This is a genomic window from Pseudomonas sp. HS6 (genome assembly GCF_023375815.1).
Taxonomy (GTDB): Bacteria; Pseudomonadota; Gammaproteobacteria; order Pseudomonadales; family Pseudomonadaceae; genus Aquipseudomonas.
Map to the genome: position 1 here is coordinate 198,168 of NZ_CP067412.1, position 22,648 is coordinate 220,815.

The window sequence follows — 22,648 nt, forward strand, 5'->3', positions numbered from 1 at the left end:
ATTAAGCCGCTGATTTTCGCCAAACAATCCGATAATCGACTGAGTGTTCGTTTATCGAACAGATTGTTATCAACCTATCGATCCTGCGGTGAACGTCAGGTCGCGTCCGCGTGACTGACCAAGCCCTTGATCACCACCGCTGCCGTAGCCAGCCCGGCCGGAATCACCAGCGCCGTCAGCACCTGTTCGAAATTCCAGCCCAGGCCCAGCAGGGTCGCGCCCATCCACGCCCCGAGAATCGCGCCGAAACGGCCGATCCCGAGCATCCACGACACACCGGTCGCCCGACCCTGAGTCGGGTAAAACCGCGCCGCCAGCGACGGCATCGCTGATTGCGCGCCGTTGACGCACATGCCCGCTACCAGCACCAGCGTCGCCAGCAGCGTGATGTTGCCCAGGCTCTGCCCGACCGCGTAGGCAAACACCCCGGCCAGCAGGTAGAAAATGCCGATGACCTTGTGCGGATTGAAGCGGTCCATCGCCCAGCCTACGCCGACCGCGCTCAACACCCCGCCGAACTGGAACAACGCGCCGATGAACGCCGCCTGCTCCATGCTCGCGCCGCTGTCGCGCATCAGGGTCGGCAGCCAACTGGTCAGCAGGTAAACGATCACCAGGCCCATGAAGTAGGTCAGCCATAGCAACAACGTGCCGGTGCTGTAAGTGCCGGAGAAAATCACTGCGAACACGTTGCGCGCTTTGACGGTTTTCTGTTCCGGGACGCTGAAACTCGCCGCTTGGGCAACGACGGCCGGATCGATCGGCGCGAGGGTCTTGCGGACTTTGTCGGTGCCACGATTGCGCACCACCAGATAACGTGCCGATTCCGGCAGCCAGAGCAGCAACACCACGGCGAGGATCAGCGGCAGAATCCCGCCGATCAGCAACAGGCTGTGCCAGCCAAACGCCGGAATCAACTTGGCCGAGATAAATCCGCCACCGGCCATGCCCAGGTTGAAACCGCAAAACATGCTGGTCACCAGCAGCGACTTTTTGCGCTCCGGGGTGTATTCCGACAGCAGCGTGGTGGCGTTCGGCATGCCGGCACCCAGTCCAAGACCGGTGAGGAAACGCAGCACCAGCAATTGCTCGACGTTGGTGGCGTAGGCCGACGCCAGGCTGAACGCACCGAACAGAAATACCGCCCCGACCAGTACGACTTTTCGCCCGAAGCGGTCAGCCAATGGCCCGGAGCCCAGTGCCCCAAAGACCATGCCGATCAACGCGGCGCTCATCACCGGGCCGAGGCTGGCGCGGTCGATGCCCCAGTCCTGGGACAGGGCCGGTGCGATGAAACCCATGGCAGCGGTATCGAGGCCATCGAGAAACACAATCAGAAAACACAGAATCACCACGCGCCACTGATAGCGCGAGATCGGTTGGGCGTTGATGAAGGACTGCACGTCAAGGCAGTTACCCACAGCGGACTGAGGCTGGTTCATTATTTTTATTCCACGCAAAAAACGCAGTCGAACGGCGACCGGCCAAAGACTGGCACGGACACAAGCATAGGGAGGGAATCAGGCGTTGCGCTAAAACCGGCAACAGGAACGGAAGCGGCGACAGTCGGGGAACGTGCGCATGGGAAGTTGCCTCTTGTCATTATTATGGGAGTCGACGATCCGGCGGGCTCATTCACAACAGCGCCGGATGACGCTGCCGCGACATTAATGATCCGGGGGTTTTAGCGTCAATTCGATAAACGCAACTCTGTGCGTTTATCGAACAGCTTCATCAGGCAAACAACTGCGCGCTCAGGTCCCGGCTTGCACTCAACAGGCCCGGCAAAAAGCGCTGCTCAAGCTCGGTGCGGCTGACGCGACCGGCGTGGGTGCTGACGTTAAGCGCGGCCACCACCTGGCCGGAGGCGTCATACACCGGCACCGCAATCGAGCGCAGACCTTGTTCCAGTTCCTGATCGACGATGCACCAGCCCTGCTGCCGCACTTCCTGCAAACACTCGAGCAAGGTTTCCGGGGTGTGCAGCGTGCGGCTCGTCTTGGCCACCAGTTCGGCGTGGTCGAGGTATTCGCGCAGCGAGGTGTCGTCCAGCGCCGCCAACAGAATACGCCCCATGGACGTGCAATACGCCGGCAAGCGCCCGCCCACCGACAGATCCACCGAGATCAGGCGTTGAGTCGTGGCCGAACGGGCGATATAGAGAATGTCATCACCTTCCAGCGTGGCCATGTTGCAGGCTTCGTGGAGTTGCTCGCTCATGCGGTCGAGGTAAGGCTGGGCGGACACCGCCAGCGGCGTCGAGGACAGATAGGCGTGACCGAGGGTCAGCACTTTGGGCAGCAACGAATAAGTACGGCCGTCGGTGGTGGCGTAGCCGAGCTTGATCAGTGTATGCAGGCAACGGCGCACGGCGGCCCGGGGGATTTCCGTACGGTGGCTGATCTGGGCGATGGTCAAGTGGCGCTTGCGCTCCTGAAACGCCTGGACCACCGCCAGGCCACGGGCCAGGGAGGTCATGAAATCCGGATCACCGGTCAGGGCCTGGATGCGCTTGGCCGGCGAGGCGACGATCGGCGGCGCTACCGAGGTGAAGGAATTGCGCATTTGATCGTTCATGTCAGGTCCTTTTTTTCTTGTTCGGATCGACGGCTATACAAGCGGCTCGCAGACAGATGCACAAGCGCCAGATCGCCAACACCGGGCGATTATCGAACCGTCGACCGATAATCGCAACGATCCCTGGGCCCCTGCGGGATTCGCTCACGACCGTTTTAAACTCGGCATCCCCTCATGTCCCCGGCGCCTTAGTTGTTTGGCTAAATGGCGCCAGAAACACAACACCCGACAACAACGATGCAACTATGGGTAAAAGTTGCGAGTCACAAAACAATCACACATCCGGAACCGTTTTTAACTTGGCAAAGATAGTCAATCCCGAATCGGCCGCTATAATGCACCTCAGTGGCGCCGCACTTTTATTTGCCGTCGACGCCATTCGCTGAAGCGATGTCCATTGCCTTCAGCCCCGGCTAGCGCCTGATGATCATCACCCATGCACCGCCAGTGCGCTCGCTGAAACAGGAAACTGATGCTGCGTCAGTTTTAATCTGGTGCCGTAGCCGCCTGTAACATGGAAGTCTTGACCGCCCTGCCGATAACACCGCTGCCTTTTCAGGCCGCGTCTTGTTGGCGGACGGGTTCAATCGATTCGTTGCAGTGCGTTTCACCAGACATTTATCTCAACTCATACAGGTAGCACTGTGACGAAAGACGAACTGCGCGTGGAACTTGAGCGCCAGGAACAACGTTACAAGGAAGTTTACGGCGGGGAAGTCACCACCTACGCCGCCCAGCCCGAACCGGAACGCAAAGCCTGGCGTAAACGCCCTACCGTTCAGGATCAGGTCTTCCAGCAAGAACTGAAAAAAATGGAAGAGGAACTCAAAGCCGAAGAGCCTTGATGCCTTCCTTTGAGACTTTCGAGGGTAAGCGTACTCACCGGGTTACAAGCACGGTGGACTGACGATGCCTTGCGCGCCCGCTACCCGCGGGCAGCGGCCAACTCCCCTGTATTGCACAGGTTTGGAGCATGTCAGACACGTTTCTCAGATATTTCATACAAGCCTCTGCGCCCTCCAGCACACCGGCCACCAAGCCGTCTTCTTGCATTTTTTTCAATGTAATCAAGGCCTTGCAAAACCCTGTAAAAAGCTTGGGTAATGCACCTTGATACAAATTAATTTGGCGAAGAAGGTTACCGATGAGCAGGTAGGGGATCGATTTCCAGTCTTTTCTGGCATAATCGCGCCCCCTTATGACCGGGTCAGAAAACCTTCATGATCGATTTATTCAGCGGACTGGATGCCTGGGTGCTTGTGAGCCTCCTGCTCGCCCTGACATTTGTCCTCGCCTTCGAGTTCATCAATGGATTTCATGACACCGCTAACGCGGTAGCCACTGTTATCTACACCAAAGCGATGCCGCCTCACCTGGCGGTGTTCTTCTCGGGCGTGTTCAACTTCCTCGGCGTATTGCTGGGCGGCGTTGGCGTGGCATATGCCATCGTCCACTTGCTGCCGGTAGAACTGCTGATCAACGTGAACACCGGCCATGGTCTGGCAATGGTGTTCTCGCTGCTCGCCGCCGCCATCGCCTGGAACCTGGGCACCTGGTACTTCGGTATCCCGGCCTCCAGTTCCCACACGCTGATCGGTTCGATCCTCGGTGTCGGCCTGGCCAACGCCCTGATCAACGAGATTCCACTGGCCGACGGCGTCAACTGGCAGAAAGCGATCGATATCGGCGCCTCGCTGGTATTCTCGCCGATGGCCGGTTTCCTGATCGCCGCGCTGATCCTGATCGGCCTGAAATGGTGGCGCCCGCTGTCGAAAATGCACAAGACGCCTGAACAGCGCCGCAAGATCGACGACAAGAAGCACCCACCGTTCTGGAACCGCCTGGTCCTGGTGATCTCGGCCATGGCCGTGAGCTTCGTGCACGGCTCCAACGACGGCCAGAAAGGCATCGGCCTGATCATGCTGGTACTGATCGGTATCGTGCCTGCGCAGTTCGTACTCGACCTGAACAGCACCACTTACCAGATCGAACGTACTCGCGATGCGACCCTGCACCTGAGCCAGTTCTACAAGCGCAACGCCGATACCCTGGGCGAATTCCTGGCGCTGGGCAAAAGCGTGGAAGGCGACCTGCCGGAGAAATTCCGTTGCAACCCGCAACAGACTGAACCGACCATCAGCGCTCTGCTCGACACCCTCAAAGGTGTAGCGGACTACCACTCGCTGTCGTCGGAAAGCCGCATCGAAGTGCGTCGCTACCTGCTCTGCCTGGACGACACCGCGAAGAAAGTCAGCAAACTGCCAGGCCTCGCCGCTCGTGAAAAAGCCGACCTGGACAAACTGCGCAAAGACCTGACCACCACCACCGAATACGCCCCGTTCTGGGTGATTCTGGCAGTCGCCCTGGCCCTGGGCCTCGGCACCATGGTTGGCTGGAAACGCGTGGTACTGACCATCGGCGAGAAGATCGGCAAGCAAGGCATGACCTACTCGCAAGGCATGTCGGCCCAGATCACCACCGCCAGCCTGATCGGTTTGGCCAACATCTTCAGCCTGCCGGTATCCACCACCCACGTGCTCTCCTCGGGCGTGGCCGGCACCATGGTCGCCAACAAAAGCGGCCTGCAAGGCGGCACGGTGAAAACCATCCTGCTGGCCTGGGTTCTGACCCTGCCGGCCACCGTGGCCCTGTCGGCCGGGTTGTTCTGGCTGGCGTCGAAGGCGTTGGGTAGCTGATAGATCGTTGTAATGAAAAAGGCGTGATTCGAGAGGATCACGCCTTTTTTGTTGGCCTAAAGTGACGCGGAAGATCAGGAGCGCCCTCACCCCAGCCCTCTCCCGGAGGGAGAGGGAGCCGACCGAGTTGTTTGGGAGAGGTACGCCGACGTGAGATACCGAGGCGTACTCAGGTTCTTAAAAAGCAAACATCCCGCGCCAGCCCTTGCCCTCACCCTTGCCTTTGCCTTTGCCTTTGCTTCCCCCCACTCAACACGATGAGCGTTAGCTCAAGTACCGCTTTTGACGTGCCGGCCCCATCGGAAGGCTGAGTGGAGGGATTTATCCGGGGGTGGGCGCGTAGCGCCGTTTGGCGAAGCCAAACACATCGAGAGGAGGTGCAGCGAAGCAAACCGTAGGCGATGCCCCCGGATGAATCCCGGAACGAAGGAACGCCGAGCCACAGCGAGGTGCCGAACGCAGGGGCCCAGCCTTTTGGTTCCTTTTTGGCGTCTGAAAAAGGGACTCGCCGTAAGGGCGAAACCGCCAGCGGCAGCATCCGAAGCAACGGATATTCACCCAAAACCCCAAGAGCATGGTCGGCCCAAAGGCCGCCAAGAAGGCAAAAAAAAGGGCAACCGAAGTTGCCCAAAATGCCTTGCGTGCTCATCAAACCCAGAAGGACTAAGGCTTCTTGCGCTTATTCGCATCCTTCCAGATAAAAAATCCAAACCCTGCAAAAAACAGAACCATGAGCCCCACCGTCAGAACCCCGGCAAACACCACGTTATCGAAAAACATGACTGGCCTCCTGGCCCCTGCTTTGCTGCGATGGAGCTAAGTTAACCAATCAGGCAGGCGCAGGAATTGACCGGGATCAATGCCGGTCAACACGCGGGAGAAAGGAGGGGAAATAACTGACCTGCATCAAGGGATGCAGGGGAGATCAACGCTTTTTCGGTTTGTTTTTCGACTTTTTCTTCGGTTTGCCCAACGGCATGGCCTGCTCGAACGCCTGTCGCACTTCATTCAGGCGCTTCTCGTTGAGGTCATGAACCCGCTTGGCGCGTTCGGTGCTGAGGTCGATCAGTTTGTCGTCTTGGCTCATGGCGTTCGGTGCATCGCTTGGACTGAATCACAACTGCCGGATCACCGACAGGACTGCGCCAATAATGCGGCCTGGCGCCAGCGCTGACCAGCCGTCGACGCAGGCGCTATACAACAAATCGTGTACCGGCCAGCACTTTTGCCCGCACACTCTGCGTTTTGCGCCGAACCTTGAGGATGTCTGCCGTGCCCTTGCATCAGGATCTGCCGCCGCTGATGGCCCTGCGCGCCTTCGAGGCCGTGGCCCGTCACTTGAGTTTCATCAAGGCTGCCGACGAACTGTCGGTGACGCAAAGTGCGATCAGCCATCAGGTGCACAAACTCGAGGAGTTCCTCGAACAGCCGCTGTTCGTGCGCCGCACCCGGGCGATCGACCTGACGCCGGCCGGCGAACAATACTACCGACAGATCGAGCCCGCCCTCGCCGCGATTGCCTCCGCCACCCACGGTTTGCGCGGCGAGCGCCCCACCACCCTGCGCATCGGTCTGCTCGCTTCGTTCGCCACGCTCTGGCTGGCGCCGCGTCTGGCGGACTTCAACACCAAATACCCGAACATCAACGTCGAACTGCTGCCCGCCGTGCAACTGGCCGATGTCGACGGCGGCGAGGTGGACCTGGCAATCCGCTACGGCAAGGGTGGCTGGCCGAAAGTCCAGGCACGCCGATTCATGACGGAAGTCCTGACTCCGGTTTGCAGCCCGGCCTTCAAGGCCCGTGGTGTGAAGAACGGTCCGCTGTTGATGGCCAAGTCGCACCAGCCGTTCGAATGGATCGACTGGCAGCAACACAGCGGTATCGATCTGGCGCAGGTGCCCACCGTGATGCTCCACGACTACAACATCGTGGTCGAAGCCGCTGTGGCCGGCCAGGGCATCGCCATGGGCCGCCAATGCCTGATTGATCGTCGACTCAAGGAAGGTGCACTGGTGCCAGTCTTCGATACCCCGCCTATGTCCGGCGACATCGGCTATTGGCTTGTCACTGCGGAGCGTCCGATGAACCCAGCAGCACAGGCATTCAGCCAATGGCTGGAGCACATCATCGACGCATGAGTTTTTTTGATACGTCGAATCCAATCTATCCGTTTGTCGCCCACCCTCCTGCGCCAACATGCTGGAGTCCTCATTCAGGAGGATTCCACATGACCGACTCGATCAAACAACGCGTCAAGCAACTCGGCTTGCAACTGCCTGAACCCAGCCAGCCGGTGGCCAACTACGTCAGCCACGTGATCAGTCAGAATCAGTTGTACATCGCCGGGCAGATTCCCATGCTCGATGGAAGACCTGCATTCCTCGGGCGCCTCGGCGAAGCGATCTCCGACGAAGAAGGCGTCAGCGCCGCCGAACTGGCAGCGTTAGGCCTGCTGGCCCAACTCAGTGATGCCTTGGGCGATGACCTGTCGAAACTGGTGCGGGTTATCCGCCTGGGCGCGTTTATCGCCAGCACGCCGGACTTCCCACGCCAGGGCGTGATCGCCAACGGCGCCTCGAACCTGCTGGTCAACGTCCTTGGCGACAAGGGCCGCCATGTGCGCACCGCCGTCGGCGTGTCGAGCCTGCCGGCCGGCGTGGCGGTGGAAGTCGATGCGATCTTCGAGCTCAAGCCGTGAACGTCGACGAGGTCCTGCGCCTGCGCGACGCCACACCCGGCTGCGCGCAGGTGATTCACTTCAACCACGCCGGGGCCTCGTTGCCGAGTCAGGCCACCCTCGACGCGGTGATCGGGCAGTTGCAGCGTGAAGCCCTCGGCGGGCCTATGGAGACGGCGGACATTCAAGTGCAGCAACGCGCGCGCACTGCCGCAGCCGCTCTGCTCAACGCCCAACCCGAAGACATCGCCTTTGCCAGCAGCGGCTCAGCGGCCTGGAGTCAGGCATTCAACGCATTGGGGCCGTGGCATCCCGGCGAACGGATTCTGGTCGGGCGCCATGAATGGGCCGGCAACCTGGCCTGCATGGCCGAAGCGGTGAAGGCCGGTGCGCGACTGGAAGTGATTCCGTGCGACGCCTCTGGCGCCGTCGATCCCCAGGCGCTGGCGCAGATGATTGACCGCCATGTACGCCTGATCGCCCTGACCTGGCTGCCGGCCAACGGTGGCCTGATCAACCCGGCAGCGCAGATCGGGGCGATAGCCCGACATCATGGCATTCCGTATTTCATCGACGCCGGACAGGCACTGGGTCAACTGCCCTGTGACGTCCAGGCCTTGCAATGCGACGTGCTCAAGGGTGCGGGGCGCAAGTTCCTGCGCGGGCCGCGCGGTACGGCATTGATGTACATCCGGCCGCAATTCCTGCAACGACTGTTGCCCGTGCAGCGCGACGTGCTGTCGGCACCGTGGGATGGCCAGCGCTTTACATTGCGCGACGACGCCCGCCGCTTTGAAACCAGTGAAGTGTCATTGGCGCTACTCGCCGGGCTGGCCAATGCGCTGGAGGAACATCAGCGCATCGGGGCAACGGCAATCCGCCAGCGGATCGTGGAACTGAGCCAAAAGCTGCGCCTGTGCATGAAAAGAATCCCAGAGCTGACACTGCGAGATCTCGGATCAGCCAACGAACAATCCGGACTGATCGCCTTCACACTCGAAGGCTGGGATTGCCTGGCGCTGAAGCAGGCGCTGGCCGAGCGGCGAATCAACATCGGCGCCAATGGCGTGGCCTACACGCCGCTGGACATGCAAGCGCGCGGGCTGAACTCGATTGCGAGGGTATCGGTGAGTTATCTGAACACCGAAGAAGAAATCGAAATATTGCTGACAAATCTGGCTGAACTGGCCGCGCAGCCTCAGATCTCGATGTCGACCCAAAGCCCCTGACGTGGCTGGTCTTCCATCAGCGGCGCCACCGGCACGGTGTTGTCGGCATTCAGTTCGGTGCCGGGCACGGCGAGGTGCGCTTCGGGGTCGTCATCGGCTTCGCGGCGACGGCGGTCGCGTTCCTGCTGGCGGCGCTGCTCTTCGCGCAGCAGATAACCGTCTTCTTCCGGATCGCGCTTTTGCAGGTCGATCGTGCTTTCGTTGGAGCTTTCCTGCACCGGCACCACTGGAGGAATGTCCGGCCGCTGGCGGATCGGGTCCTGCTGGGAAGTGATCGGCACGGCGCTCAAGGGGAGCATCGGTGGCAGCATATGAAGGGTCTCCTGTCAGCAGGCTATCGGCTGCGGCATCGGTGCCTTGAGCCATCGGTCGCAAACTTGTGACCGGATTGGCACTCGGTTGTGCCGCAAGCGCTCGTAAAACCGACGCATGACCTAATCTTCCTTCAGTTGGCCGTCGGCATTTAATAGCCGCACGCGACGCCTAATCCTTTGGCCTCAGGGCCTCATTCCGTTAAGATAGCCCGCTTTTTCAAGGTGGGAGTCAGGCAGCATGGCGCAGCAGTATCAACCGGGGCAACGCTGGATCAGTGACAGCGAAGCAGAGCTTGGTTTAGGCACCGTTCTGGCACAGGACGGCCGCTTGTTGACCGTGCTTTACCCGGCCACTGGCGAAACCCGCCAGTACGCGCTAAGGAATGCGCCCCTGACCCGCGTGCGATTCTCGCCGGGCGACTCCATTACCCACTTCGAAGGCTGGAAGTTGACTGTCCGCGAAGTCGAGGACGTCGATGGCCTGCTCGTCTATCACGGTCTGAACGCCGAGAACGAAGCCGTCACCCTGCCGGAAACCCAGCTATCGAACTTCATTCAGTTCCGCCTGGCCAGCGACCGTCTGTTCGCCGGCCAGATCGACCCGCTGTCGTGGTTCTCCCTGCGCTATCACACCCTGGAACACACCAGCCGCCAGTTGCAGTCTGCGCTCTGGGGCCTGGGTGGCGTGCGTGCACAGCCGATCGCTCACCAGTTGCACATTGCCCGTGAAGTCGCCGACCGCATCGCGCCACGGGTATTGCTGGCCGACGAAGTAGGCCTGGGCAAGACCATCGAAGCCGGCCTGGTGATCCATCGCCAACTGCTGTCGGGCCGCGCCAGCCGCGTGCTGATCCTGGTGCCGGAAAACCTCCAGCACCAGTGGCTGGTGGAAATGCGCCGCCGCTTCAACCTTGAGGTCGCGCTGTTCGACGAAGAGCGCTTCATCGAAAGCGATGCCACCAACCCGTTCGAAGACACCCAGCTTGCCCTCGTGGCACTGGAGTGGCTGGTCGACGACGAAAAGGCCCAGGACGCCCTGTTCGCTGCCGGCTGGGATCTGCTGGTCGTCGACGAAGCACACCACCTGGTCTGGCACGAAGAAAAAGTCAGCCCGGAATACTCGCTGGTCGAACAGCTGGCTGAAGTCATTCCCGGCGTGCTGCTGCTCACCGCTACTCCGGAACAACTGGGCCAGGACAGCCACTTCGCCCGTCTGCGCCTGCTCGACCCGAACCGTTTCCATGACCTGGCCGCCTTCCGCGCCGAAAGCGAGAACTATCGCCCGGTGGCCGAAGCCGTTCAGGAGCTGCTGGACAAGGGTCGCCTGTCGCCTGCCGCGCACAAGACCATCCACGGTTTCCTCGGCAACGAAGGTGAAGCCCTGCTCACCGCCGTCAACGATGGCGACACCGAAGCCAGCGCCCGCCTCGTGCGTGAACTGCTCGACCGTCACGGCACCGGCCGCGTGCTGTTCCGTAACACCCGCGCCGCCGTGCAGGGTTTCCCGGAGCGCAAACTGCACCCGTATCCGCTGCCGTGCCCGGACGAATACCTCGAACTGCCACTGGGCGATCACGCCGAGCTGTACCCGGAAGTCAGCTTCCAGGCCCAGCCGGACGCCAGCGAAGAAGAACGCTGGTGGAAATTCGACCCGCGCGTCGAGTGGCTGATCGATCAGCTGAAAATGCTCAAGCGCACCAAAGTGCTGGTGATCTGCGCCCACGCCGAAACCGCGATGGATCTGGAAGACGCCCTGCGCGTACGTTCCGGCATCCCGGCCACGGTGTTCCATGAAGGCATGAACATCCTTGAACGTGACCGCGCCGCCGCCTACTTCGCCGACGAAGAATTTGGCGCCCAGGTGCTGATCTGCTCGGAAATCGGCAGTGAAGGTCGCAACTTCCAGTTCGCCCACCACCTGGTACTGTTCGATCTGCCGTCGCACCCGGACCTGCTGGAGCAGCGGATCGGTCGTCTGGACCGGATCGGCCAGAAGCACATCATCGAACTGCACGTGCCGTACCTGGAAACCAGCCCGCAAGAGCGCCTGTTCCAGTGGTATCACGAAGCACTGAATGCGTTCCTCAACACCTGCCCGACCGGCAACGCCTTGCAGCATCAGTTCGGCCCGCGCCTGCTGCCGCTGCTCGAAGAGGCTGACGATGGCGAGTGGCAGTCGCTGATCGACGAAGCGCGCACCGAGCGCGAGCGTCTGGAAGCCGAGCTGCACACCGGTCGTGACCGTCTGCTGGAGCTCAACTCCGGCGGCGCTGGTGAAGGTGAAGCACTGGTCGAGGACATCCTCGAGCAAGACGATCAGTTCGCCCTGCCGATCTACATGGAAACCCTGTTCGACGCCTTCGGCATCGACAGCGAAGACCATTCGGAAAACGCCCTGATCCTCAAGCCGAGCGAGAAGATGCTCGACGCCAGCTTCCCGCTGGGCGACGACGAAGGCGTGACCATCACCTACGACCGCAACCAGGCGCTGTCGCGCGAAGACATGCAGTTCATCACCTGGGAACACCCGATGGTGCAGGGCGGCATGGATCTGGTGCTGTCCGGTTCGATGGGCAACACCGCCGTCGCGCTGATCAAGAACAAGGCGCTCAAGCCGGGCACGGTACTGCTGGAACTGCTGTACGTCAGCGAAGTGGTTGCTCCGCGTGCGCTGCAACTGGGCCGCTACCTGCCGCCGGCCGCCCTGCGCTGCCTGCTCGATGCCAACGGCAACGACCTGTCGGCCCGAGTGGCGTTCGAAACCCTGAACGATCAACTGGAAAGCGTGCCTCGCGCCAGTGCCAACAAGTTCATCCAGGCCCAGCGCGATCAGCTGACGCCACGGATCAACGCCGGTGAAGAAAAGATCACCCCGCGTCACGCCGAGCGCGTGGCCGAGGCGCGCCGTCGTCTGGCAGCCGACACCGACGAAGAACTGGCGCGCCTGACTGCGTTGCAAGCGGTCAACCCGACCGTGCGCGACAGCGAATTGGTTGCCCTGCGCAAACAGCGCGAGCAAGGCCTGGCCATGCTCGACAAGGCTGCGCTGCGACTGGAAGCGATCCGGGTGCTGGTGGCGGGCTGATCCGCCCTGCTCCACCGCCACACATGAAAAGGCCCGCAGCGATGCGGGCCTTCTCATTTGTCTGCAATTTATCGGGTGATGCTGATGGCCTCATCGCTAGCAAGCTAGCTCCCACAGTGACCGAGTCGTGTACATAATCTGAATCCAACCCGAAACCTGTGGGAGCTGGCTTGCCAGCGATCGCGTTTATGCAGTCACCGCAGCGCCCTCTGACTCAACCACCGCCACCAACCCCTCCTTCATCCGCTTCGCATCCCGCACAAAACACCGCGCCGCCAGAAACAGAAACACCATGGTCAGGAACAGCGCCACGGGGATCAGGTACATCGCGTCATGCAGGCCGACAGCCTTGAACGCCTCGGTCATCTGCTCGGCGCCCACCGAAACCATGGCCGACTTGGCGAAGTGATCGGACAATCCACCGACCACCACAGGTCCCAGACCACCGCCCAGCAAATACAAACCGGCAAAGAACAGCGCCATCGCCGTGGCCCGCAGGCGCGGTTCGACCACGTCCTGAATCGCCGTGTATACGCAGGTGTAGAAGTTATAGGCAAACAACCAACCGACACTGAACACCGCGACAAACACACCGATCTCGATCCGCCCGGCGTGCAGTGCCCAAGCGGTGCACACGGTCGAAATAATCAGGCTGAACGCCGCAAACAGCAGCCGCCCGTTAGCCACACGCTGATGGATCTTGTCGGCGATCCAGCCGCCGAGGGTCAGGCCAACCAACCCAGTCACCCCAACGATCAACCCGGTGGCCACCGCCGCCTCCTGCAACGGCATCAGGAAATAGCGCTGGAGCATCGGCACCAGGAACGAGTTACAGGCATAGGTGGCGAAGTTGAAACACAGCCCGGCCATCACCAGCCACAGAAAAGTCGGCACCGCGAGAATCCGCCGGATCGGTTTGTCGACTTTCTCCTGCGACACTTGCACGGTCTCCGCCGCGCCGCGTTTGGGTTCCTTGATGAAGAACATGAACACCGCCAGCAGCAACCCCGGCACGGCAGCGATAAAGAATGGCGCGCGCCAGCTGTCGAACGCCTTGACCATCCAGCCAATGGTGAAAAACGCCAGCAGCAAACCCAACGGCAAGCCCAGCATGAAGATACCCATGGCCCGAGCCCGACGGTGGGCCGGGAACAGGTCGCCGATCAACGAGTTGGCGGCCGGCGCGTAACTGGCCTCACCGATGCCGATGCCCATGCGCACCAGCAGAAAACTCCAGAAACTGCCGACCAGGCCATTGACTGCGGTCAACGCGCTCCAGGTCGCCAGCCCCCAGCCCATCAGTTTGCTGCGCGAACCGGTGTCGGCCATGCGCCCCAAGGGCAGGCCGGCGATGGCATAGACGATGGTGAATGCAGTGCCGACGATCCCCAGCTGAAAGTCGCTGAGGTGCCATTCCATGCGGATCGGCTCGATGATGATCGCGGGGATGGTGCGATCGAAGAAATTGAACAGGTTGGCGAGGAACAGCAGGAACAGAATGCGCCAGGCATTCGCCGCTTGGGTCGAGTTCTGCATGGGTCCGTCTCTTTATTGTTATTAGGGCTTCACTGCCGACGCATCCGAGCCCGGAACCTGCAATCTAGTCACGCTCGTCGGGACTGTCTGTGATCATTCGTCAGCCTGATACCGGACCATGGCACTGTAACGAAACGTAAGCCCTTGAAATGCTTCGAATCCCCCGAAAACCGGGGGTTTGCGGAAAAATCCGGCAATGAAAAAATACTTTCACGCCCCCCTTCCCATCGCCGTGGCAAAGCCTAGAATGGCCGCCGGATCCGTCCGGATCCTGCCGATCAATCCCTTTGATGCTCCCGCCCATGTCCGAAGTCAGTCCGTGTCTGAATTGCGGTGCCTGCTGTTCCCATTTTCGTGTTTCATTTTTCTGGGGTGAATGTGCATCCTCCGGCGGGACCGTGCCCGATGAACTGGTCACTCAGATCACGCCCAGCCGGGTCGCGATGATCGGCACCGACCGCAAGGCGCCACGCTGCACCGCGCTGGAAGGCGAAGTCGGAAAATCAGTGGCCTGCACGATCTACGACAAGCGTTCCAGTCCCTGCCGCGAATTCGAGGCGTCGTGGGAAAACGGCGAGCAGAACACCGATTGCGATAAGGCGCGTGCCCGTTTCGGCTTGCCGCCCCTGCAACCGCACTGGAACGAAGTCGCCTGAGATACCGAGCGTGCGAGGCTTAGCGCCAATCGCTATGACGCTCATGCCAAAATCATTAGAGCCAATGTGCCACCACCGCTTGCACCCCGAAATCGGCCTCTATACTGCATTCATTCGCCTGCGTTGATGACGCAGTCAGGAAGCACTCAGAGACGGGGCATGCTATGGAGTGGCTTGGTTTGCAATTTGTTGCCGAGCTGCCGGAGAGCGGGCAGGTCATCCTCAATTGCACACACAACCCCTTGCTGGTGTTGGTCGCCTATCTGGTGGCGTGTGCCGCGAGTTTCGCCACCCTCGACATGGCGGAACGCGTCGGTCATGCCGAAGACCCCGGGTCACGCAGGCTTTGGCGCTGGATCGGGGCCACTTGCCTGGCTGGCGGCATCTGGGCCATGCATTTCATCAGCATGCTGGCGTTCCAGACGCCGATCGACATCCAGTACGACCTGTCCATCACCCTGTTTTCCCTGCTGATCGCCGTGCTGGCGTCCTGGCTGGCGATGCACACCCTGAGTGAACCGCAGCCCAGCCTGCTGCAATACCTCAAGACCGCCATCGTCATCGGACTGGGCATTGCCGGGATGCATTACGTCGGCATGGCCGCCATGCAATCCGCCGCCACCGCCTACTACGAACCGACCTTGTTCGGGCTGTCGATCCTGATTGCCATCGGCGCCAGTTTCGCCGCGCTGTGGGTAGCCGGGTACTTGCGTGAAGGCAGCGGCCTGCACAACCAGATGCTCAAATACGTGGCCACCCTGATTCTCGGGGCCGGCATCATCAGCATGCATTTCACCGGCATGGCGGCGTTGCAACTGGTCCTGCCGGAGGGAAGCATTCCCACACTGAAGGCCGATTCCAGCCACTTGCAACTGGGGCTCACCGTCGCCTTTATCACCCTGTTGATCCTCGGCAGCGCCATCAGCGCGGCATTGGCCGACAAGAAGCTGCAGAACAAGGAACAGGACCTGCGCCGGGTCAACACGTTGCTCAGCCAGCTCGACCAGGCGCGCATGTCGCTGCAACAGGCGGCCAATTACGACGCGTTGACCAACCTGATCAACCGTCGCGGTTTCAACCAGATCTTTGCTGAAAAGCTCAGCCAGAAATCCACCGAGGGCGGCATGCTCGCGGTGATGTTTCTCGACATCGACCACTTCAAACGCATCAACGACAGCCTCGGCCATGATGCCGGCGACGAACTGCTCAAGGTCATCGCCCAGCACATCAAAGGCTCGGTGCGCGGTCATGAAGACGTGGTCGCACGCTTTGGCGGCGACGAATTCTGCATCCTGATCGGCCTGCGCGACCGCGAAGAAGCCCGCAACCTGGCCCAGCGCATCATGCTCAAGATGAAGGAGCCGATCGAACTGGCCGGACGGCGCATGGTGATGACCACCAGCATCGGCATCAGCCTGTTTCCCGAAGACGGCACCACCTGTGATGAACTGCTCAAGCACGCGGACCTGGCGCTGTATCAGTCCAAGGGTGCCGGGCGCAACGGCGTACACTTTTTCGATTCCAACCTGAAAAACCGCGCCAGCCTGGAACTGCAACTGGAGGAAGAACTGCGTCATGCCCTGCGTGAAGAGAACGGGCTGATGCTGTATTACCAGCCGATCTTCGAACTGAAGACCGGCAAGGTCACCAAGCTCGAAGCGCTGATTCGCTGGCAGCACCCGGTACACGGCCTGCTGACCCCTGATCGTTTTATCGCCATCGCCGAAAACAACGGTCTGATCGCCGAACTCGACAACTGGGTGCTGCGCAAGGCCTGTGAAGACCTCGGCGAGCTGTCGCGCCATGGCTGCGATGATCTGAAGATCGCCTGGAACTGCTCACCGCTGAATCTGGCCCGGGAAGAATTGGCCAATGAAATCGAATACGCCTTGCGCAGCGCCGGCGTCGCCCCCGAACGGCTGGAACTGGAGGTAACCGAAAACGCCCTGATGGGCAACATCGCCAATACGCTGGTGCTGTTGCGGCAGATCCGTGCCCTCGGGGTATCGCTGTCGATCGACGATTTCGGCACCGGCTATTCATCGCTGGCCTACCTCAAGCGCTTGCCGCTCAACACCCTGAAGGTCGATCGCTCATTCATCCTCGACATCCCCAAAGCCACCGCCGATATGGAGATCGTCCAGGCGATCATCGTCATGGCCCACACTCTGCACCTGCAGGTGGTCACCGAAGGCGTGGAAAGCCTGGAACAATACGAGTTCCTCGAGCGCTCGGGCTGCGACTTCATTCAGGGTTACCTGCTCAGCCGTCCGGTGCCGCTGCACGAACTGCGCCCGGTTCTTGAAGAGATCAACCAGCGCAAACACGCCCACACGGTCAATCCGCTGAGTCTGGCTCGCGGTACATTTTCACCAGTGTCGAAGGATCTTTCGCCAAAAAGCCCTGCGCCCCATGCAGGCGCATCAGTTGTGCGGCCAATCCGCTGATCGGCGTGGCCGAGCCGACTTCGCGGGAAAACTTCACCGCCGTATCGAGATCCTTGAGCAGCGTGCGCACGTGCCATCTCACCGGCTCGAAACGGCTTTCGGCCATTTGCGGGGCGAGTATCTGCAAAGGTTTCGAATCAGCAAAACCACCGGCCAGTGCTTCGGCAATCTGGCTGGCGTCGACCCCGGACTGCTCGGCCAGTGCGACCACTTCGGCAATCACCAGCGCATTGCACGCGACGATCATCTGGTTGCAGGCCTTGGTCACCTGACCGGCGCCAACGCCGCCCATGTGCGTAACGCGCTGGCCGAGGGCGAGCAACACCGGGCGTACGCGATCAAGATCTACTGCATCACCGCCTACCATGATCGCCAGGCTACCGGCTTCGGCCCCGACCACGCCGCCGGACACCGGCGAATCGAGCCAGGCCATGCCAGTCGTGTCCGCCAGTTGCGCCGCCATCTCACGGGTCGCCGTCGGTTCCAGGCTGGAAAAATCCACCAACAACTGATCGCGTTTCGCCCCTTCTGCGACACCGTTCGGGCCAAACACCACCTCGCGTACCACGGCCGTGTCGGCAAGGCACAGCATCATCACATCGGCGTGCCGACACAGCTCGGCAGGCGTCGCCACCTGCCGGGCGCCGGCCTCGACCAGCGGCGCGCATTTGTCCGGGTTGCGGTTCCACACGGTCAGCGGATACCCCGCTGCCAGCAGACGCCGGCACATCGGCAGGCCCATCAGACCGATTCCGGCAAACCCCAACGAAGGTAGCGTTGACATCATTTAGCCTCCTTTTGATTAAAGATCGCCGAATAATGGCCGATCCATCATCAATCAGGAAAGGATTCCCCCGCGCGACACTCAGGCCAGAGCCCTGACGCACGGGCCAAATACGCGCAGCAAAAAGACGCGAGATTCCCATTCCGTGAGGCTCGACGACAGCGGTCGCCGAACCAACCAGTCCAGGTATATGGCGCACAATGACTTCTAAAAACAATCCGGCCACTGCGGTATCCGATCTGACCCTGAGCCCTGCAGCGAACAGCCCTGCCCCGATGAAGCCATTGCCTCCTTCGCGCCCGTCGGGCACCCAGCAATACCTGTACTTCACCGAAACCAACACTGACCGCATCCTCGACAACCTCGACGGCCTGCGTGACCTGGTGTTCCCGCGCCCGCCGCACCTGGAAGGCGACAACGAGCAGCACAACGATCAGGAATTCCCGTCGGTGTGCCTGATCGGACTCGGTCGCTGCGGTTCCAACATCGCCCTCGACGTGGCGGAACTGGTGTACAACGCGCGCAAGTTCTACCTCAACGAATTCAACAACGAAGATCGCGCGGCTGACCGACGTCTGGCGTCCGACAAAGGCTACAGCCCGGCCCAGTGGATCAAGCAGAACCTGCGGATCGGCCCGAACAAGTCCACCAAACCGGTGTTCCTGGTGGAACCGCTGGTGATGCTCGGCGACCTGGACAAGGACATTGCCGGGCGCATCCGTTTCTCGCGCAAGGGCGAGAAAAGCGGCTTCCTGCGCGACTACAGCAAAATGAAAATCATGGACTTGTCCGAAGTCCATGCTGGTGGCGCCGGTAACGCGCCGATCCTCGGCCAGTATCTGGCGAAGATCATCCTGAACAAGGATACCCAGCGCTTCTCCAGTCCTGACTGGAAAATGATCCACTCGTACCTGATCGACAGCTGCGGCATCAAGGCCAACCAGTCGCGCCTGTATTTCTCGATCTTCAGTGCCGGCGGCGGTACCGGTTCGGGCATGGCCTCGGAATTCGGCCTGGCCCAGCAGCACTCGTACATGAACAAGACGTTCGACACCAAGCCGATGGACGAACATGACGGCAAAAGCGGTCATTCGTTCGTGTTCGAGCCGATCTTCACCAGCGGTATCTGCGTGCTGCCGAACATTTCCGACCACCGCAGCGAAATGTCCGAGGCGCTGCACATCAACGCCGGTCGCCTGCTGTGCAAATACTTGTCGGAAGAATGGGATTTCTCGTACAACTTCGCCAACGAAGACAGCAGCGAAGCCAGCGTCATGGGCCGTATCCGCCCATGGAACGCGATGATGCTGATCTCCAACGACATCATGCGTTACGCCGAAGAAAGCGATGACGGCAACATCCAGAACATTGATGTCAATGCGATGGAAAAGCACGCCAACCAGTACATCTCGCAGCAGATCTTCAACATTCTGACGGCGCAGGCAGTCACGACCGACTACGACCAGAACTATTTCCGTCGTGCCGGCATCGACATCGGCGAGACCATTCGCCTGGACGCCAACGACCTGTTCATGAGTCTGGCCGGCCCGGTGGCGATTGCCTACGCAGAATCCGTGGTGCCGGAAACCCCGCCGCCGAGCAGCGACAAGTTCAAGGTGTTCGACAAAGAGCCACAGCGCCTGAACATCGACGACCTGTTCTTCCGCTCGATCGACCTGCCGCACTTCAACAAGGTCACTCAGGCCATCGAAGGCATCAGCCTGCTGCCGATCGAATCCAAGCGCTATCGCGCCTCGCTTGAGCAGTACAAGAACTCCGGCTACGACGCCGCCGCACTGCATGACCTGCACTTCTTCAAGAATTGCTCGTCGGTGGTCTCGATCGTTTCGCTGCCGAAAGACTACAAGCTGTCGTACATGGACCTGAACCGGTTGAAGACCCACCTCAACAGCCTGTTCCCCAACACCACGCTCAAGCGTTACGCACTGGTGATCGGCGCCTCGGCCAACCTGTCGCTGACCACCCTGATCGCCAAGAGCCCGTGCCTGTCGGACGACTTCCTGACCCTGATCGTGGCATTCATCAAGCGATGCTTCGCGAAGACCCCGTACCGTTTCGACGAGACCCTCGACAACTCGATCCTCGACTTCATCATCAACGAAGAATTCGACGAAGATCGCATCGATGACCTGCTCAACGAGTTCGAGAACCCGGCGAAGATCCTCGATACCAACTGGTACGCGATCAAACCGATGTACGAGAAGAAGTACCGCGAGCTGATCAACGACAAAGAGAAGTTTGTCTCGATCAACGACATCCGCCTGTCGCGCGATTGCGTGAAGAAGTCGATCAAGTATCTGCGTGAGATCTACCGTCACCGGATCGGCAAGACCAAGGTCATTTCGCTGAATAACCATACCGGCAAGACTTACTCGGTCTGACAGCAGACCGAGGCGCCCCAATCGCTGGCAAGCCAGCTCCCACAGTTTCTGCGTCGATCATTAATGCTTTGTTCGACACAAAGACTGTGGGAGCTGGCTTGCCAGCGATGAGGCCCTGAAATTCACTGAAGATTTCAGCCTTTCCAACATCCAGAAACAATTAAGCAGCCGTTAGGCTGCTTACTAAACTGTGCCCGTTACGTTTACGTCACCGTTATGCCACCCCCGCTTGTGGCGTTTCTCTACGGCAACGTGCCATCACGCTACTCGGCTACACACTTTTACTCGGCGATCATGCGCACCATCAAGGTGCAACCCTTCAGGTTGACGCCCTTTCCTGGACCAGAATCCATGGCCGGACCACCACTGCCCACATCTGCGGATCGCGTTCAAAAATATCCAGCGCCCGCGTTTCAGAGAGCTTGGCGACCTTGTCTTCGGCCAGCCAGGCAGCGACTTTCTCGCCTTGATCCGATGCCACGGCCTCAGCCACCGCGATCAAATCAAGGTCGGCATCGACCCACAATAGGGCACCCTGGGCGTAGAAGCGCTCCAGCTCTTTCCAGTTAATAGATGCGGTTTCACCAAGCAGCTTGGCATAGAGGGTGCTAGGTTCTTGATTCATGGGACTGTCCGGAAAAGAAATCGGCGCGAATGATAACGTCGGTGGTCCGGCAGAAAAACCCGGTTGCAAAAGGCTATACCGAACGAAAAGAGCAGGAAGGCCAGGGAATGCTGATGATTGGGGTATAAGCCCTCTGAACGTTCCGCCGCAATTCTGTCTTTTTCTTTCATTAAAGCGACATCTCCAGAATTTGCCCCTTGGCGCCAGCTTCCCAGGCCAACAACCGGCGCTCTACACTGTACCGGTACAGTTGCCGGGGGCATTTCCGGAGGATATCGCGATGATATCTGGCCCGGTTCTGCTGCTACGGCGTCAGGACTCTAAAAAAATACAACAGTAAGAGTGGAGCACTATGACTAAGGCTACTAAGCAGATTTCCAAACTGTTTGCCGCTATGGTACTGGCCGGGGTTGCCAGCCATTCGTTCGCAGCTGACACCATCAAGATCGGTATCGCCGGCCCTAAAACCGGCCCGGTAGCCCAGTACGGCGACATGCAGTTCAGTGGCGCCAAAATGGCCATCGAACAGATCAACGCCAAGGGCGGCGTCGACGGCAAGAAACTCGAAGCCGTTGAATACGATGACGCTTGCGACCCGAAACAAGCGGTAGCCGTTGCGAACAAGGTCGTCAACGACGGCGTCAAGTTCGTGGTCGGTCACCTGTGCTCCAGCTCCACTCAGCCTGCTTCGGACGTTTACGAAGACGAAGGCGTGATCATGATCACCCCGGCTGCCACCAGCCCGGACATCACTAGCCGTGGTTACAAAATGGTGTTCCGCACCATCGGTCTGGACAGCGCCCAGGGTCCTGCCGCCGGTAACTACATTGCCGATCACGTAAAACCGAAAATCGTTGCTGTCCTGCACGACAAACAGCAATACGGTGAAGGCATTGCCACCGCCGTGAAGAAAACCCTGGAAGGCAAAGGCGTCAAGGTTGCCGTGTTCGAAGGCGTCAACGCCGGCGACAAAGACTTCTCTTCGATGATTGCCAAGCTCAAGCAAGCCAACGTCGACTTCGTCTACTACGGCGGCTACCACCCAGAGCTGGGCCTGATCCTGCGTCAGTCCCAGGAAAAAGGCCTGAAAGCCAAGTTCATGGGTCCGGAAGGCGTGGGTAACGACTCCATTTCGCAGATCGCCAAGGACGCGTCCGAAGGCCTGCTGGTGACCCTGCCGAAGTCCTTCGACCAGGATCCGGCCAACGTTGCTCTGGCTGATGCATTCAAGGCGAAGAAAGAAGACCCGAGCGGTCCGTTCGTGTTCCCTTCCTACTCGGCGGTTGAAGTGATTGCCGGCGGTATCGCCGCTGCCAAATCCGAAGACCCTGCCAAAGTGGCGGCTGCCATTCACGCCGGCACCTTCAAGACCCCTACCGGCGACCTGAGCTTCGACGCCAAGGGCGACCTGAAGGACTTCAAATTCGTGGTCTACGAGTGGCACTTCGGCAAACCTAAAACCGAAGTTTCGCCTCAGTAAGGCGCTGCCTGACTGACTGCCAATAAAGCCCACGGCGTGCCGTGGGCTTTGTTTTACGAATGTATTGGGCCGCGCTGGCGTGATCCGCCAGTCTCCCCACCTGAAAATCTCAAAACCGTCATCAGCGGTTCGCTGGCAA

18 protein-coding genes are annotated in these 22,648 nt (G+C 60.1%); 10 read left to right on the top strand and 8 right to left on the bottom strand.

Annotated features, from left to right (window positions below; translation table 11 throughout):
- Positions 1-95: 95 nt before the first annotated feature.
- The gene (locus JJN09_RS00985; RefSeq protein ID WP_249485079.1) at positions 96-1,442 is read right to left on the bottom strand and encodes an MFS transporter; all 1,347 of its coding nucleotides are present in this window, start codon (positions 1,440-1,442) and stop codon (positions 96-98) included.
- A 292-nt stretch (positions 1,443-1,734) separates the two neighbouring features.
- On the bottom strand, positions 1,735-2,577 hold the full coding sequence (gene pcaR, locus JJN09_RS00990) for a pca regulon transcriptional regulator PcaR (protein WP_249485080.1): 843 nt from the start codon (positions 2,575-2,577) through the stop codon (positions 1,735-1,737).
- 644 nt (positions 2,578-3,221) lie between these two features.
- Here pcaR and JJN09_RS00995 point away from each other — a divergent pair.
- A complete protein-coding gene (locus JJN09_RS00995; protein WP_249485081.1) occupies positions 3,222-3,422 on the top strand; it encodes a hypothetical protein in 201 nt (66 codons plus the stop codon).
- Positions 3,423-3,797: 375 nt separating this feature from the next.
- Complete coding sequence (locus tag JJN09_RS01000) at positions 3,798-5,273, top strand: inorganic phosphate transporter (RefSeq protein ID WP_249485082.1); 1,476 nt, start codon at positions 3,798-3,800, stop codon at positions 5,271-5,273.
- A 663-nt stretch (positions 5,274-5,936) separates the two neighbouring features.
- Here JJN09_RS01000 and ccoM read toward each other — a convergent pair.
- Positions 5,937-6,053 carry a cytochrome c oxidase subunit CcoM gene (gene ccoM, locus JJN09_RS29650; protein WP_007959205.1) on the bottom strand — a complete coding sequence of 39 codons (117 nt, stop codon included), beginning with the start codon at positions 6,051-6,053 and terminating at the stop codon, positions 5,937-5,939.
- A 145-nt stretch (positions 6,054-6,198) separates the two neighbouring features.
- Positions 6,199-6,360: a hypothetical protein gene (locus JJN09_RS01005; protein ID WP_096819493.1), complete on the bottom strand. Its 162-nt coding sequence runs from the start codon at positions 6,358-6,360 to the stop codon at positions 6,199-6,201.
- Positions 6,361-6,545: 185 nt separating this feature from the next.
- Here JJN09_RS01005 and JJN09_RS01010 point away from each other — a divergent pair, with 185 nt between their 5' ends.
- The 3 genes from JJN09_RS01010 (at position 6,546) to JJN09_RS01020 (ending at position 9,180) form a co-directional block, all read left to right on the top strand.
- On the top strand, positions 6,546-7,412 hold the full coding sequence (locus JJN09_RS01010; RefSeq protein ID WP_249485083.1) for a LysR substrate-binding domain-containing protein: 867 nt from the start codon (positions 6,546-6,548) through the stop codon (positions 7,410-7,412).
- Between the two features lie 89 nt (positions 7,413-7,501).
- The gene (locus JJN09_RS01015) at positions 7,502-7,972 is read left to right on the top strand and encodes a RidA family protein (RefSeq protein ID WP_249485084.1); all 471 of its coding nucleotides are present in this window, start codon (positions 7,502-7,504) and stop codon (positions 7,970-7,972) included.
- Positions 7,969-9,180, top strand: coding sequence for an aminotransferase class V-fold PLP-dependent enzyme (locus tag JJN09_RS01020; RefSeq protein WP_249485085.1), 1,212 nt, complete (start codon positions 7,969-7,971; stop codon positions 9,178-9,180). Before JJN09_RS01015 ends, JJN09_RS01020 begins: the two co-directional genes overlap by 4 nt.
- On the opposite strand, the gene JJN09_RS01025 is transcribed toward JJN09_RS01020, so the two are convergent.
- Positions 9,150-9,491: a hypothetical protein gene (locus tag JJN09_RS01025; protein ID WP_007959194.1), complete on the bottom strand. Its 342-nt coding sequence runs from the start codon at positions 9,489-9,491 to the stop codon at positions 9,150-9,152. The genes JJN09_RS01020 and JJN09_RS01025 overlap by 31 nt on opposite strands.
- Before the next feature lie 241 nt (positions 9,492-9,732).
- On the opposite strand from JJN09_RS01025, the gene rapA reads away from it, so the two are divergent.
- The gene (rapA, locus tag JJN09_RS01030) at positions 9,733-12,579 is read left to right on the top strand and encodes an RNA polymerase-associated protein RapA (RefSeq protein WP_249485086.1); all 2,847 of its coding nucleotides are present in this window, start codon (positions 9,733-9,735) and stop codon (positions 12,577-12,579) included.
- Positions 12,580-12,765: 186 nt separating this feature from the next.
- Here rapA and JJN09_RS01035 read toward each other — a convergent pair whose 3' ends face one another.
- Positions 12,766-14,115, bottom strand: coding sequence for an MFS transporter (locus tag JJN09_RS01035; RefSeq protein WP_249485087.1), 1,350 nt, complete (start codon positions 14,113-14,115; stop codon positions 12,766-12,768).
- Positions 14,116-14,417: 302 nt separating this feature from the next.
- Between JJN09_RS01035 and JJN09_RS01040 the strand changes: the two genes are divergently transcribed.
- The gene (locus JJN09_RS01040) at positions 14,418-14,771 is read left to right on the top strand and encodes a YkgJ family cysteine cluster protein (RefSeq protein WP_007959180.1); all 354 of its coding nucleotides are present in this window, start codon (positions 14,418-14,420) and stop codon (positions 14,769-14,771) included.
- A 164-nt stretch (positions 14,772-14,935) separates the two neighbouring features.
- Positions 14,936-17,218 carry a bifunctional diguanylate cyclase/phosphodiesterase gene (locus tag JJN09_RS01045; RefSeq protein WP_249485088.1) on the top strand — a complete coding sequence of 761 codons (2,283 nt, stop codon included), beginning with the start codon at positions 14,936-14,938 and terminating at the stop codon, positions 17,216-17,218.
- On the opposite strand, the gene JJN09_RS01050 is transcribed toward JJN09_RS01045, so the two are convergent.
- Positions 17,109-18,005, bottom strand: a complete 897-nt coding sequence (locus JJN09_RS01050) for an NAD(P)-dependent oxidoreductase (RefSeq protein ID WP_249485089.1) — start codon at positions 18,003-18,005, stop codon at positions 17,109-17,111. The genes JJN09_RS01045 and JJN09_RS01050 overlap by 110 nt on opposite strands.
- 197 nt (positions 18,006-18,202) lie before the next feature.
- Here JJN09_RS01050 and JJN09_RS01055 point away from each other — a divergent pair, with 197 nt between their 5' ends.
- On the top strand, positions 18,203-20,404 hold the full coding sequence (locus JJN09_RS01055) for a hypothetical protein (RefSeq protein WP_249485090.1): 2,202 nt from the start codon (positions 18,203-18,205) through the stop codon (positions 20,402-20,404).
- Between the two features lie 319 nt (positions 20,405-20,723).
- Here the strand turns inward: JJN09_RS01055 and JJN09_RS01060 are convergent, their stop codons facing one another.
- Positions 20,724-21,029, bottom strand: coding sequence for a DUF2288 domain-containing protein (locus JJN09_RS01060; RefSeq protein WP_249485091.1), 306 nt, complete (start codon positions 21,027-21,029; stop codon positions 20,724-20,726).
- A gap of 352 nt (positions 21,030-21,381) precedes the next feature.
- Here JJN09_RS01060 and JJN09_RS01065 point away from each other — a divergent pair, with 352 nt between their 5' ends.
- Positions 21,382-22,509 (top strand): branched-chain amino acid ABC transporter substrate-binding protein, encoded by a 1,128-nt coding sequence (locus tag JJN09_RS01065; RefSeq protein WP_249485092.1) that lies wholly within the window; start codon positions 21,382-21,384, stop codon positions 22,507-22,509.
- The last annotated feature ends 139 nt before the right edge of the window (positions 22,510-22,648 follow it).

Coding starts and splice junctions, on each gene's coding strand:
- JJN09_RS00985 (WP_249485079.1), bottom strand. CDS start 1,442: ATGAACCAGCCTCAGTCCGCTGTGGGTAACTGCCTTGACGTGCAGTCC.
- pcaR (WP_249485080.1), bottom strand. CDS start 2,577: ATGAACGATCAAATGCGCAATTCCTTCACCTCGGTAGCGCCGCCGATC.
- JJN09_RS01000 (WP_249485082.1), top strand. CDS start 3,798: ATGATCGATTTATTCAGCGGACTGGATGCCTGGGTGCTTGTGAGCCTC.
- ccoM (WP_007959205.1), bottom strand. CDS start 6,053: ATGTTTTTCGATAACGTGGTGTTTGCCGGGGTTCTGACGGTGGGGCTC.
- JJN09_RS01005 (WP_096819493.1), bottom strand. CDS start 6,360: ATGAGCCAAGACGACAAACTGATCGACCTCAGCACCGAACGCGCCAAG.
- JJN09_RS01015 (WP_249485084.1), top strand. CDS start 7,502: ATGACCGACTCGATCAAACAACGCGTCAAGCAACTCGGCTTGCAACTG.
- JJN09_RS01025 (WP_007959194.1), bottom strand. CDS start 9,491: ATGCTGCCACCGATGCTCCCCTTGAGCGCCGTGCCGATCACTTCCCAG.
- rapA (WP_249485086.1), top strand. CDS start 9,733: ATGGCGCAGCAGTATCAACCGGGGCAACGCTGGATCAGTGACAGCGAA.
- JJN09_RS01035 (WP_249485087.1), bottom strand. CDS start 14,115: ATGCAGAACTCGACCCAAGCGGCGAATGCCTGGCGCATTCTGTTCCTG.
- JJN09_RS01040 (WP_007959180.1), top strand. CDS start 14,418: ATGTCCGAAGTCAGTCCGTGTCTGAATTGCGGTGCCTGCTGTTCCCAT.
- JJN09_RS01045 (WP_249485088.1), top strand. CDS start 14,936: ATGGAGTGGCTTGGTTTGCAATTTGTTGCCGAGCTGCCGGAGAGCGGG.
- JJN09_RS01050 (WP_249485089.1), bottom strand. CDS start 18,005: ATGATGTCAACGCTACCTTCGTTGGGGTTTGCCGGAATCGGTCTGATG.
- JJN09_RS01055 (WP_249485090.1), top strand. CDS start 18,203: ATGACTTCTAAAAACAATCCGGCCACTGCGGTATCCGATCTGACCCTG.
- JJN09_RS01060 (WP_249485091.1), bottom strand. CDS start 21,029: ATGAATCAAGAACCTAGCACCCTCTATGCCAAGCTGCTTGGTGAAACC.
- JJN09_RS01065 (WP_249485092.1), top strand. CDS start 21,382: ATGACTAAGGCTACTAAGCAGATTTCCAAACTGTTTGCCGCTATGGTA.